This window comes from Mesorhizobium sp. SP-1A (assembly GCF_032460275.1).
Classification (GTDB): Bacteria; Pseudomonadota; Alphaproteobacteria; order Rhizobiales; family Rhizobiaceae; genus Mesorhizobium.
Window position 1 is genome coordinate 900,900 of record NZ_JAVXZD010000002.1, and the last position, 12,798, is coordinate 913,697.

10 protein-coding genes are annotated in these 12,798 nt (G+C 52.6%); 5 read left to right on the top strand and 5 right to left on the bottom strand.

Annotation, left to right across the window (positions count from 1 at the left end; all coding sequences use genetic code 11):
* Positions 1-60: 60 nt before the first annotated feature.
* The gene (locus tag QU595_RS13355; RefSeq protein WP_315922723.1) at positions 61-468 is read left to right on the top strand and encodes a hypothetical protein; all 408 of its coding nucleotides are present in this window, start codon (positions 61-63) and stop codon (positions 466-468) included.
* On the opposite strand, the gene QU595_RS13360 is transcribed toward QU595_RS13355, so the two are convergent.
* Both QU595_RS13360 and QU595_RS13365 read right to left on the bottom strand, forming a co-directional pair.
* Complete coding sequence (locus tag QU595_RS13360) at positions 465-1,196, bottom strand: hypothetical protein (protein ID WP_315922726.1); 732 nt, start codon at positions 1,194-1,196, stop codon at positions 465-467. The two genes, QU595_RS13355 and QU595_RS13360, sit on opposite strands and share 4 nt — an antisense overlap.
* A gap of 120 nt (positions 1,197-1,316) precedes the next feature.
* On the bottom strand, positions 1,317-2,117 hold the full coding sequence (locus tag QU595_RS13365; RefSeq protein ID WP_315922728.1) for an ADP-ribosylglycohydrolase family protein: 801 nt from the start codon (positions 2,115-2,117) through the stop codon (positions 1,317-1,319).
* Positions 2,118-2,302: 185 nt separating this feature from the next.
* On the opposite strand from QU595_RS13365, the gene QU595_RS13370 reads away from it, so the two are divergent.
* The 3 genes from QU595_RS13370 to recJ are packed head-to-tail and all read left to right on the top strand — an operon-like array spanning position 2,303 to position 6,302.
* The gene (locus QU595_RS13370) at positions 2,303-4,150 is read left to right on the top strand and encodes an ATP-dependent helicase (protein WP_315922730.1); all 1,848 of its coding nucleotides are present in this window, start codon (positions 2,303-2,305) and stop codon (positions 4,148-4,150) included.
* 1 nt (position 4,151) lies between these two features.
* Complete coding sequence (locus QU595_RS13375; RefSeq protein ID WP_315922732.1) at positions 4,152-4,514, top strand: ProQ/FinO family protein; 363 nt, start codon at positions 4,152-4,154, stop codon at positions 4,512-4,514.
* Positions 4,515-4,550: 36 nt separating this feature from the next.
* Positions 4,551-6,302, top strand: a complete 1,752-nt coding sequence (gene recJ, locus QU595_RS13380; RefSeq protein ID WP_315922734.1) for a single-stranded-DNA-specific exonuclease RecJ — start codon at positions 4,551-4,553, stop codon at positions 6,300-6,302.
* A 40-nt stretch (positions 6,303-6,342) separates the two neighbouring features.
* On the opposite strand, the gene QU595_RS13385 is transcribed toward recJ, so the two are convergent.
* The 3 genes from QU595_RS13385 to QU595_RS13395 all read right to left on the bottom strand — a co-directional run bounded on the left by QU595_RS13385 (position 6,343) and on the right by QU595_RS13395 (position 8,370).
* Positions 6,343-6,705: a hypothetical protein gene (locus QU595_RS13385; protein ID WP_315922736.1), complete on the bottom strand. Its 363-nt coding sequence runs from the start codon at positions 6,703-6,705 to the stop codon at positions 6,343-6,345.
* A gap of 31 nt (positions 6,706-6,736) precedes the next feature.
* Complete coding sequence (locus tag QU595_RS13390; RefSeq protein ID WP_315922738.1) at positions 6,737-7,114, bottom strand: hypothetical protein; 378 nt, start codon at positions 7,112-7,114, stop codon at positions 6,737-6,739.
* Between the two features lie 662 nt (positions 7,115-7,776).
* Positions 7,777-8,370, bottom strand: coding sequence for a hypothetical protein (locus QU595_RS13395; protein ID WP_315922740.1), 594 nt, complete (start codon positions 8,368-8,370; stop codon positions 7,777-7,779).
* Positions 8,371-8,504: 134 nt separating this feature from the next.
* On the opposite strand from QU595_RS13395, the gene QU595_RS13400 reads away from it, so the two are divergent.
* Entirely contained in the window at positions 8,505-12,785 is a 4,281-nt protein-coding gene (locus QU595_RS13400; RefSeq protein ID WP_315922742.1) for a hypothetical protein, read from the top strand.
* Positions 12,786-12,798 lie beyond the last annotated feature (13 nt).

Genomic DNA, 12,798 nt, shown 5'->3' on the forward strand with positions numbered 1-12,798 from the left:
CAAAATTTGATTGCCTCGTTTCGGCCGTGCCGCCAACATAGAGGAAACACGGGTGAGATTATGGACGAGAACAGGCTTAAAATATCAGCTGAAGAACTGGATTATGTAGAAGACATCATTCATCAGGTGATGGCCTCCCTGCCAGATCTAGGGTTCAGGGCCAGCCATGCGCGTTTTCCGTATTCGCTACATCACGACTACTACCGAACCAGGCTACGCATTCACGGCCGCCGCCTCCGTCACGAGGAAGTAGCGATCATCCTGAACCAATGGGCCTCAAAACAGGAAAAGCCCGCCGACGCTTACGTCTGGCAGGCCATTTCAGGAGCAATTCGAAATCTGCAGGGCAGGGAGAAAATCAACCTCCCCGACCACATCCGTCAGGGAATGGAAAGCGTTGCCCATGGTGAAACATTCGAAGCATGGGCTAAGACTTTCCTGAAAGAGGCGGCAAAAGAAAACGCCTAGAGCGCGAACGCCTCATGCAGCGATTCCGAGAGCGCAGCGCCAATCTCTTCTTCAAGCTGATCAGAAGTTTTGAGGTCAGGCACTTCCAGGTTGGCAAGCTTGAAAGGATGCTCCGCATATTTCGAAGCATGATGAGAAAGGACAGAAACCAGGCTCTCGTAGAGGGAGATTTCAACCAAGTTTTTCTCATGACCTTGCTTGCTCAAGTCGACGACACGCTCCTTGAAATGGAAAATCCATTTTAACAAGGAGGCTGCCCCTGCTGTTTTCATCGTTTCAAGTTCATGAATCAACGATGCAACAATGCCAAGGCGCTGGTCTACAAGAGCCTTGAACTCCTCATAATCTGCATCGTTTAATTGAGGCTCATTTTGAACCACTTGCTTCTGCCGTCCGATCAGTCGACCAAACCAACCATCTTGATCTTGCTGAACAACTGGACGGCTTGCTGGAATTCGTTCGGACAGGGATTCTTCATAAGCACGGAGCGCCTCGTGGAGCATGTCCTGAATGTCGTTGGACTGACGTGCGAACGAAACAAGAAAATCGTCTTCAAAGTTCAGGACGTCAATTTCTGATTGGACGTCTTCTGCGCTAAGCGCCACACGCTCAACTCGCAACTCCATCAGGCGATCATGCATGCGGCCACTCTGAGCCGTCATTATGGTACGATAATTATGAAAGCTCTCCGATAGAGCCTTAATCGATTCATCAACGTTGGAGAACATTTTCTGCCCTTCATAAATGCGAATATGCCTTTTAATGAGGGTGTCATCAGAATAATAAACGTTCAAGAAAAAAGTGGACGGAATTAATTTTTCCGCCCACTTTTCCGTCTTAAATTAATTTCAGGACATCTGCAGTTTAACAGCTTCCCGAACAGGTTTTGTGCGGGCAAGAAACCTGCCCAGCACATCACGGATGTCTTGCGACAGCTTTTCTGTACAACGGTGCACGATGTCATCAGGAATGCCGAACTTCGGTTCCACGATAGCGCCTGCGATGGCAGCTTGCGTGTCAGCATCGTTGCCAAGCGAGACCGCGTTGCGAACCGCATCTTCGAACGACGTCGCTTCCAATGCGCAGATGATAGCTTCTGGCACGCTGTCAGGGCACGTGGTTTTGAAACGTGGATAGTTCCAGCGAATGCCGTCGACCGTGCGATCAAGATCGTAGCCCGTGAGATCAGTGACCACCTGCTTGATCTCGCCGTGACGCCCTTCGACCGCCAGACGTACGGCCACAGCCACGGCAACAGCGCCCTTGATGCCCTCGGGATGCGAGTGAGACGGCATGGCACTTTCGGTTGCCATCTTAATTGCTTCCTCGACGCTGCCAGCGAGCCAGCCAATAGCACTCACGCGCATAGCAGAACCGTTGCCAAATGAATCGCCCTGGGTGCGTTGTGGATCAAGAAGCCAGGCCTTGAAGCCTTTGCCGAAACCGTCCTCGATGTGACGCAGACCAAATTCAACGAGTGCATCCTCATAGCTCGTTCCCGTCATCGCAGCATGTGCAATCGCGGCGGTCAGCACCGTATCATCGGAGAAACGTGATCCGTCACGGAACAGATCGAATTCCTTCGTGCGGATTGGATATTCAAATTCATATGGGCGACCAATCACGTCACCACAGATAGCTCCAAGCATGAACACCTCTTTTCTAACTCGCGGCGATAAATGCCAAAAATCCTGCGAAATAGCAATACACTTTTTTGATTTGCTTCCAGTTTTAAGGCCTACGCTCGGGAATTAAGCACTTAGGCAAAATCAGTTGACACTTTCTCTTTATGCCCACAGCATATTAATTATCGGGCATTTACCGGAGTAAATATGTGTCGGGACTAAATCAGGAACAACGTGCGGCTGCGTCCCACAATTCAGGTCATGCCATCGTCTTGGCAGGACCTGGCACGGGCAAAACCAGCACGCTTGTCGCCCGACACTCCTTCCTCCGTTCTCGTGGTATTGCCAGCGAACATATTCTGGTATCGACTTTCACTAACAAGGCCGCCGAAGAGCTGAAGGCTCGATTGGGCAAAAACGCTCCCTCGTCCGCCTGGATCGGCACCTTTCACGGTATTTGCCTTCGACTTTTGCGCCGTTTCAATGAAGCGGCCAAGCTGAAAAAGAACTTCAAGGTCCTCGATCCAGGCGCGCAGAAGGAACTGATCGCCAAGGCAGGCATCGTCTGGGATGCGGACGATGGAGACCTTACCGACATCATCGGCAGATGGAAGGATTCCCTTGCTTCGCCCGAGGATGCGATGGCAGAAGCGATCCGCAAGGGCAATTCGGTTCTGAGCCTCGCGGCCGAGCACTATCAAACCTATGAAGACGAATTGGCCAGAAGGGGTGATCTGGATTTCTCCGACCTGGTCACCCGTTCTCTAGAGGTAATGCGCACCTCGCCAGAGGTTATAGACTTCATTCGAACTCGCATTACGCATGCGCTGGTCGACGAATTCCAAGACGTCAACAGATCTCAGGTCGAGTTTCTTCAGGCACTTGCAGCTGCAGGGACGACGATCTGGGCGGTCGCCGATGACGATCAGGCACTTTATGGATGGCGCGGCGGCAACGTTCGTTACACCGTCCACTTTTCCCAGTTCTTCAAGGACGCAAAGACCTACACGCTCGTAGTCAATTATCGATGCGATCCAGCAATTATTGCGGCCGCCAATGTCAGCATCGCCAATAACGTCAACCGCGTTCGCAAGGTGCTGAAACCATCTCGCCAGCATAACAAGAACTTTGTCGTTCGCATTCGTCCATTCCGCACGGAAAGGGACGAGGCTGAATGGGTTGCCTCATCCATTGAGCGCTATCTGAAGCAGGGCGCGAAGCCACGAGACATCGCCGTACTGATCCGGACATCCTCCGTTACACCTGCCATCCAGCAGGCTTTTGAAGCGCGGCAAATCCCATTTTCTCTATCTGGGACTCAGAGCTTCTGGGAATTGCCGGAAGTCACAGCAATCGCAGACGTGCTCAATGCTATCGAACAAGGACAGCCGGGTCGCAATGCGACCCGCTTCAAGGGCGTTCTAGACCTCGTGAACACGATGAAAGGCTCGTCCCCGAAGGAGGCTGCCAGTGCTGTCGGTCGATTAGTCGGAGACCAACCACCTCAGGGCGTAACTGGAGAACGAGCCGCCTTGTGGTCAGATGCTTGTGAGGCGGCCGCAGGTATCGCAGCGACATTCCATACCGCCACAGCATTCATCGGTCACATCAACGAAATGGCTGCCAAGAGTTCCACATCGGAAGGCGAAGGCATATCGATCACCACGGTCCATTCCTCCAAAGGCCTTGAATGGCGTCATGTCGTTATAGCTGGCGCTGAAGCTTCCTTGATGCCTCACCATCGATCTGACGATCCCGAGGAAGAGCGCAGACTATTTTACGTCGCACTCACGCGCTCCAAGGGAGCCGTGGACATAACCTTCTCCAAATTCCGATTTGGAAAGAGCCAGTCACCGTCTCCATATCTCTCCGAAATCTCGAAAGCACCGACAGGAGCCGTCGTGTGGGCGGGTGGAGAGCAACCGCCTGAACCTCAACAACAGCAAACCTCAACCGCTTCTGCACAGAGGGCGGAACAACCAAACCAGAACACCGCCATGCCGAAGGTTTACAGAAGGCGTGGTGGCAAAAGCCTGATCCCGCCTGAAGAGCGTTAATATGAAAAAAATGAAAACTTCGAAGCGATTCCGTATTTACAAGGAAATGCGTCGTGAGCTGATAGAAAAATACCCAGTAGCTTTTCCTGCGAAAGGGAAGCGGCCGCCGTTGAAGGTGGGCATCGTGAAGGATATTTTGGCTGACGGATCGCTAAATTCGACCGCCAACAATCTCCGTATTTTTCTCTCTATCTGGACGCGCTCGACTGCCTATCTCCAAAGCGTCGCTAAAATGCGACCGCGCATTACACTAAGCGGGGAAATATGCTCGGAAATAAGCAAAACCCATGCGTCAACAGCAGCAGAAATAATTGTCTCCCGCAAAAATAAAAAGCTTAATAATTTGACTTCAGCTGGACGATAATTTAAAAAGCCGTCAACATTTTAGATTGGAGTAAATATGCTTATTGATCGCGACAACGCACAATTTTGCGCAGAAAAATCCGTAAAAGGCCGTACATGGGCTATCAAGAAACTCGTTGAGAGCACTGCGATTGAAGGCGTCCATCCTATTGCTACGAGCGTTGCTCTGGCTCGTGGTTTCGATCCTGAACGTTTTTTCTCTCCGGCCATCCGCAGGGAAATGCCTGACCCCTATCATCTGAAGTCGATGAAAGAGGCTGTCGAAAGCTTCTGTGATGCCGTTCAGGCTGACAAGAAAATCATGATCTATGGCGACTACGACGTCGATGGCGCAACCTCGACTTCACTCGTGCTTCGCTGGCTAACCAGCATGGGCTACTCCAAGGTCCTATACTACATCCCAGACCGACTGGCCGAAGGCTACGGCCCGAATGCAGATGCAATCCGCCGAGTTCACACGGAAGAAGCCATCGAATATCTCCTTTGCCTCGACAGCGGCACCACGGCGCACGGCCCGCTCGGAGTCGCTGCTGAACTCGGTCTTGAGATTGTTATTCTCGACCACCACGAGCCTGATGATCGTGATCCTCCCGGCATCCTCGTCAATCCAAAGCGTCGTGATGAAGATCGCAAATTCGACTATCTCTGCACCGCAGGCCTGGCGTTTCTGTTTCTCGTTGGCGTTCAGCGCGAGATGCGTAATCGCGGATATTTCACAACCGAGCGCCCTGAGATCAATCTAATGCAATGGCTTGGAATCGTTGCCCTCGGCACTGTCGCGGACCTTGTTCCTCTGGTCGGTCTCAATCGCGCATATGTCGCTGTCGGCCTTCCACTGATGGAACGCATTCCAGGAATTCGTGCTCTCAACATCGCCAACGGCGACGCAGGTTATACTGCTACGACCTGCGGCTTTGTGTTTGGCCCATGCATCAACGCAGCTGGCCGCATCGGTGACACCCGCCAGGGAACATACCTGCTCTGGTCAGACGATGAAGCCGAAGTCGAGCAGATCGCACAGGCGCTGGTCGAGACCAACAAGGAACGACAGGACATCCAGAAGGCTGCAATGCAGGATGCCATCGAAATGGGCAGGCAGCGTGCGGATGATGGTGTGATCGTCCTTTACAATCCAGATTGGCATCCTGGCGTGGTTGGTCTGGTCGCTTCCAAGGTCAAGGACGCGCTGGACAAGCCATCTGTCATTATCGGCGCGGGCGGTTCGGCATCATGCCGCGCAGTTGACGGGTTCGACATCGGTGGGGCGGTCATTGCAGCTCGTGAAGCTGGCATCCTGCTCAAGGGCGGCGGTCACGCAGCGGCCGCAGGCCTGACGGTACTGCCAGAGCGCATCGATGAGTTGCGTAAGTTCCTGTGCGAACGCGCTATTGGATTCCAGCATCCTGCAACTGAAATCGACCTTGCCTTCAAGGCAGGCGCGCTCAACCCTGCACTGGTCGAGGCACTCGAAACGCTTGAACCATTCGGCATGAAAAATCCGAAACCGCGCGTGGCCATTCTCAATGGTCTGGTGAAGTCAGTCCGCATCATGAAAGAACTCCATGTGAAGCTCTTCATCTCAGAAGGTGGGAGCGAAACGGAGGCCATGATGTGGAACGCCATCGGCACGCCACTCGGTGATGCATTGTCTGCCTGTGAAGGCCGCTATGTCGACATCTACGGCACTGCCCGCATCGACAGCTTTGGCGGCAAACGTCGCGCCACAGTCATTGTCGAGGACGCCATCATTGGCCCTTCGTTTGACGCTGTTGACCGGGACGCAGCCTAAACACCAACGCCCTAGAGACGAATTCATCTCTAGGGCAATTTCAAAAAGACGATAACTTTTCCCCGTCTGTATAATGCCAGCATGTCGCATGAATTAGCGTCGGAAAACCAAGCCCATCCGTCTTTCCAACTTGGCGATATCCGCGCCTGAGAAGATAGTCCAAAAGGCGTTCATTCATTACATTCTCATGTAAGAATTTGAACTTTTGCTCATACTCGTCCAAGAATTTCGTGAAACCACCCTTGCCTGGTTTGTCAGCTTCTACATTCGCAATTTCGAAATCCGCTGAATGGAGCGCTACCATTGGCTTGCGCACATAAATTCGTACGCCGTATTCTTTGACCCATTCAGAGCGAAGGAAGAAATCGCTCGCTACAAAATCATCAAACCTACGGTAACGCATATACGTCCTCGCGAGGGAACCTCTCTTTTAATTAGAACGAAGGAGGACGATTCAGCAAGTCCGGCCTCGCTTCACCAATTTTGGTCAGTGTATCGAGTAGAATTGAAACTCTATTGGGGTTCGCCGTCATCCGGTTCATCTCAGCGACGGTTTCATCGCAGACAGGAAAGCGAACAATTTCCACGGGGTCGCTATCCTCAATCAGCATGTACTGCGCGCCCTTCTTCTTGAACCACGCGTCGACCGATCTGGCACTGCCCATGTGCAGCATGACGTCACCCGCGTAAGCGATAGCCAGTTCGCCGCTGCCATCACATACGTGTCGCAGACCCGTGCTGAGAGCCGTTCGAGGCCCTTCGCGGAACCAGACATCTCCATGCTCGATCACGTATGGGCCATCAGTCTTCATATTCCGGTTCCTCTCAACCTATCATTTTCACAGACTATCAACTCATCCCTTTGTGAAACACACAAACTGACAAGCTGCCTGCTAGGAGCAAACTTCTGTGCTTCCCCTTGAAATCACTGGGAGTTTTCCTCCTGGGGACAGCAAACTGACGTCAATCCCCGAGCATTTGCCAGCCTGCCAAACTCGGCTCATGGCAAATTGATTGCCTGTTTCCTCGTCTACGACCGTGGAGGAACCGCGATATGCAGCCTCGGTGGCAGCACGATCAAAGCTTTCTCGCATGGTCGCAGGCACATGCCGATCCACCCAAAGCGACTTCTCTGAGGCGACGTTTGCGAACTCGTTGGCTCCGCTGTCAGCTTGAACATCTGGAAGAGAGCTGCGCTCCATATCGGGGACAGGCTTTACCGTCAGCTCGTCATCCTGCGAACCAGGTGCGGGCGGATATCTCCATGCCGAGTCTCCCCTCCAGCCCTTCGGCTGACGCACTTCTGGTTCGTCCTTTGGGGGCATCTGATATGGTTCCCATCCAGCATTTGGAGCTTGAACCGAGGGGCCGACGTTAGCTGGAGGGACAGGAACATCCATGCCGACCGAGCATCCAGCTACGAGAGCAACTATTGAGATAACAAAAGGCATTCTGAAATTCACGAAATTCTCCTTCAGAACGTATCACCAATATCATCCACAATTATTTGTTGTTTTTTCTTCAATGCCAATCCGGTTGGGGCAGGGCGGTCGAAATTATTCTGTCTCGAAGCTGGTTGTTTTATAGAATTTACACTTGGTCTACCCAAACTTGGATTTGTGCCTGACATCGCATTTGTCGGACGTGAAGCCAAACTATTCGTTGCAGGTTTGCCAGGCCACAATTTAGCTGCCGCGCTATTTTGCTGGGGCATGGCGTTGCCATTTTGTCTTGAAGATGGGTTCTCATTCGGCTTTTCCATCGGCGCAGTTGCGGTCGGCTTTGCCTTCCCAAAACTCATCCGACCTGTCGGCCTAACTGGTTCATCATCGTCGAAATTGGGCGTAGCAGGAGCCTCAACGACCTGTTTTTGAATGCCTTTTTCCTCAAGCATTTCCTCAAATGTATCGATAGGATGTATCCCCCGACGCAGAGCGAAAGCTGCTTCGATAATAAATTCTCGGCGATATTCCTCGGGAACCATTTCCCATAGATTCAAAGGGATAGACGGCGGGCATTCGACATCCCACGACTCATCGTCCCAAATTGAACCTGCAGTCTCCGACATTCAATCTTCCATAAAGCTTCACTATCAGGCATTATCGATTAATCCCCGAAAAACACAATAATTATTACGGGAAAAATATTGACAAACAAGCACTAAATGGGCATTTATCCAAGGGTAAATTCGGAGAGAACTTCTTGAATAACGACAAATATGACATGGGTTTTGATGATGAGTTTGATGATGAAAATCTCGACGACATCCCCGTGTTTGACGAGGACGAAATTCCGGAGGAGCTGTTAGCGGCCCTCCCTTCTGACGCTGACAAGGAATTCGAGACAGCGGTCGAGCACATGTATCGACCCAATGAATCGATCTTTGGCGCGGTCGCTCGCGACATGGTCAAAGCGGGCTGGTCCATTTTCCCTCAGGAGATCGACGGCAATCGTCGCCCTGGCACCGTTGACGGTCGAATGATCAAGTGGTCGGAAGATCACAAACTGGCGACCCAGCTCCCGACCGATGCTGCACTCGATAAGTGGACCGCGCAGTGTCCAAGCCTCAACGTGGCTGTCGTTCTCGGGGCTGGTAGTGGCTACTCCCTCGTACTCGACGTCGATATTGTGGAGCCAGAACTGAGCCGTCAGGTTCAGGAGCTGGCGGACAAGATGTTCGGCTACACGCCATTCCGTCGTATTGGTAACTGGCCCAAGATCGCTCTGGTCTATCGCCATGACCCAGATGACGAGATTCCAAACCGCTCGCCAAAATTCGTGCCATTCGACACACCTGAAAATCCAGACAATGTCGATCAAGGCCTCGAAGTCATTTCTGACGGCAAGCCAATGACGTTTTATGGCAAGCACCACAAAACTGGTCGCTACTTCCAATGGCTCGACGCAAATCCTCAGTTCTTCGGACCTGAAGACGCACCGCTCGTGACTTCGCAGCAAATCAACGATTTTTTCGATGCCGTCGACAGCCTGCGTCAATTTTCGAAGTCTGCTTCGTTTGACGGACCCATGGCGACATGGGAATGGGATGAAGATGCCCAGATCAACGTCCCAAAGATCCGTGCCGCTGCGGGTGCCAAGGACTGGACTGAAGATGAAAACGGCAAGGTTGTTGACGGTCGTGAAGCCTATCTGACACGCCTCGCTTTTCGTATCGTGACGGCAAACCCAGGAACATCGACAACACCTCAGGGCAGAGAAACTCTCGTCAAGATTGTCGTTCAACAATTCATCGACACTGCAGAATGCTCAGGCCGCTGGAAAGGCAACAACCTTATTCGCGAAGCCAAGTCCAAGGTAAATCGTACTGCCGAGAAGATGAAGGCTGGCCAAATCAAGCCGTTCGTTCCAGCTCGCGACAGCCAGGGCGATTATATCATTGCGTCTACCGCTCGTGACTATGTGCCTGCGCAGCCTCGCAATCCTGAAGGTGACTCTCTCGATTTTCTGCCACCTTTCGTCGATCCGACATCTCCAAATTTCAATCCAAACGCGCCTAACCAAAGGCGTCCAATGCGAATTGAAGTGCTCGGCCACAGCCAAGAAGCTTTCGAAGAGCGCAAAATCGAAGAAGACCGTACACGGATCGCAAAAAGCGTTCAGGACGGCCTCTTAAAGGCGTTCAACAGTTTCTGGGATGAAGTCTACGACATGGATCGTCGCGAATCACGCATCCACATCCTCAAGGCTCCTACGGGTGCTGGTAAGACGTCGCGCGGCATTTCGTTCGTCGCAGAAGACCCGCGCACCAAGGAAGAATATACGATCTATGGCTCAGACGGTGAGATCGAACACCAAGGCCGTTGCCCCGTGCTGTTCCTCCTGCCCACCTACGACAACATCGAAGAACTCCGCCACCGTTCTCAGGTGCTGAACCTCGATCCCACTCTGAGTGATGAAGACTTGCGTGCTCAGGCAGAATCTATGGGATTGATCCACGCAGATGCACTAGCGGGCAAGATCGATGAACTTCGTCGGGATGCCAAAGATGCAGGCCTGACAACCATGCTCTATCAGGGCAAGCTGCGCGCTGGTTGCCAGATGAAAGAGAAGATGGAAATCGCGATGGCTGCAGGCATGGGTACGTCACGCCTATGCAAGGCTGATATCCCAACCAAGGAGAAGGATGATAACGGCAAAACGATCATGGATACCAAGTTTTGCCCCTTCTACGAAGGATGCCCTGCCATCACACAGAAGGAGCAGATTCAGAACTCTCACGTCGTTTTCTTGCCGCACGCGTTCTTGGCTCTAAACATTCCTGACGAGCTGAAGCACGTCCGCGCCGTAGTGGCCGACGAACGCATTCATCACCTCTTCCTGCACACGACTGAATTTGACCTCGACATCTTCACCTCGCCTCGTAAGCCTCCAAAGCTCACGAAGAAGGAAAAGGAAGCTGGCGAAGACCCGACATCGTTCAACCCGCTTCGTCTACGTGCAGCTGGTATCGTAAACCGTGCCCTGTTGACCAATAAGGACCCAGCTGAAGAGCTTCTCAAGGCACAGATGGAGCCGCTCAACGGACGCAAGCTTGAAACTGACGAGGTTCATAGCTGGATCAAGGCAGCTCTGCGTACCTGTGGCGCGTCCCTGCAACGCGACGGTGACATTACGCCAGACATCGATATGGAGGACCTGCGCGTTCTCTGCTCCCAGCCAACTGGCGTACAGGTTCGTGAAGAGCATCGCTTCTGGAAAATTGTCGAGGAACGCTATCTCATGCGCCTCGAAGAATACCAAAACGAGCGACTGAGTCCGAATTTCAAACGCAAAACCAAGGGCGACCGAGACTATCGTATCCAGTACGTGGAAGATGTTCGCCCCAATGGTGAACCACATCCAAAAATCCGCATCTCGTGGCGCGACACCCCAAACTGGGTAAACCGCCCAATGCTCCTCCTTGACGCGTCTGCCGCTCCTGAAATGATCAGCAAAATCTGGTCCGGCAAAGAAGTCGAAGTTCATGACATTCCCGCCGCACTTAACGTGCGAACGGTTGCTATCGCAGATCGAACCTATTCGAACTCCTCGGTAATCGCACCACCAAGTGCATCTGCACAAGACAAGCAGGCGTCAGCGAAAATTCTGACGAACATTCGCCGCGCAATCAGCGCAGTATCAGCTCTATATGGATGGAGCCGCACAGTTGCTGGCGGATCGATCCTCGTACGACGTGCTGTCAACATGGCTTGGGAAGGGCCACACAACGTCGATTGGTGTCACTTTGGCGCTATGCGCGGTCTCGACTTTGCAAAGTACCATTCTGCAGCGATCTCGGTAGGCCGAATGGAGCTTCCAGTTCGTACGCTTGACGGTCTGGTTGCGGCATTGACTTACGATGACGATGAGCCGGAAAAGCCATTCGACAGCCTTGGCACAGGCCTCGGCCGCGATAACCAACCATTGCGAATTCCAACTGGCACGCAACGCATCAAGATGCGCTCCGGCCACGACATCAACATGCCCGTACCGATGTTTCCAGGCAAGTGGGGTCGCATGATCCAGCGTCAGTACCGCGAGGAAGAACTCCTGCAGTTCCTCGGTCGTCTGCGTCCGGTGTATCGTGAAGGTATGGCTCCCATCTGGTTTAGCCTGTCGTCGGTTATCCCTGAGGAAGTGATCGTCGACGATCTGATCAACATGGAAGACCTGGTCAAGGCAAACACAGGCTCAGTTTGGGAAGCGATGCGTCGTTCGCATGGCATTCTGGACTCTCGTATTGCGGCGGATGTCTGTGACGATCTCTTCGCTTCTCAAGAACGTGTCTGCTACTTCATGAAGCAGCTTGGCATGAATGACAAAACGGGTGAAATCGACCGTCGCGTAGCTTGGGGGATCGTATCTTATCGTTGGAAAACGAAATCTGGTGAAACAGGGCATTCATTCGTAAGGGCTGATCTAAAAGATCGCGACGAGGCGTTACGTAACGCCATCGAGAAGCACATGGAAAGTTCCGTGGTTTCGCTGGAGCAATTGTCGACGCCGCTGCCACAAACTCTCGCCATGGGTCGCAAGGTCGATAAAATCGAAGACGCACTCGGGACCCATGATGCTCGTCGCGTGATTGAAGAGCAAAATGCACTCGAAAGTGCGATTGCGATTCTCATGTCGACGCCACCAGAGGCCATCGAGCATCTGCGGGCCAACAATCTGCGCACCCGTCAGGTTCCGGTCTCGGTGCCGAGTGGAGTGACATACGAGGACGACAAGACAGGGTCAAAGGAAAGCCGGATCAGCCTGATTGAAGCTGAAACCCGTTTGGCGATTTCAAAGCTATGGTCAACACTGGGCAAGGCAAAGGTCGAAAAGGAAGATCTGGGCGCTGAAGCTGCCATCCTTCACGCTGAAACTGGCGTGGCAACAGAGGATACCTATGAGAGCGCTGGCGCGTCGACAAACGACGACACTGGTGAGTTCCAGATCATGGTATTCGATAATGAGGACATTTCTATTCCGTATTGATCGTCCATACCTG

What these genes read in the sequence shown, in the direction of transcription:
- QU595_RS13355 (WP_315922723.1), top strand. Translation starts at nt 61, where the DNA reads ATGGACGAGAACAGGCTTAAAATATCAGCTGAAGAACTGGATTATGTA.
- QU595_RS13360 (WP_315922726.1), bottom strand. Translation starts at nt 1,196, where the DNA reads ATGTTCTCCAACGTTGATGAATCGATTAAGGCTCTATCGGAGAGCTTT.
- QU595_RS13365 (WP_315922728.1), bottom strand. Translation starts at nt 2,117, where the DNA reads ATGCTTGGAGCTATCTGTGGTGACGTGATTGGTCGCCCATATGAATTT.
- QU595_RS13375 (WP_315922732.1), top strand. Translation starts at nt 4,152, where the DNA reads ATGAAAAAAATGAAAACTTCGAAGCGATTCCGTATTTACAAGGAAATG.
- recJ (WP_315922734.1), top strand. Translation starts at nt 4,551, where the DNA reads ATGCTTATTGATCGCGACAACGCACAATTTTGCGCAGAAAAATCCGTA.
- QU595_RS13385 (WP_315922736.1), bottom strand. Translation starts at nt 6,705, where the DNA reads ATGCGTTACCGTAGGTTTGATGATTTTGTAGCGAGCGATTTCTTCCTT.
- QU595_RS13390 (WP_315922738.1), bottom strand. Translation starts at nt 7,114, where the DNA reads ATGAAGACTGATGGCCCATACGTGATCGAGCATGGAGATGTCTGGTTC.
- QU595_RS13395 (WP_315922740.1), bottom strand. Translation starts at nt 8,370, where the DNA reads ATGTCGGAGACTGCAGGTTCAATTTGGGACGATGAGTCGTGGGATGTC.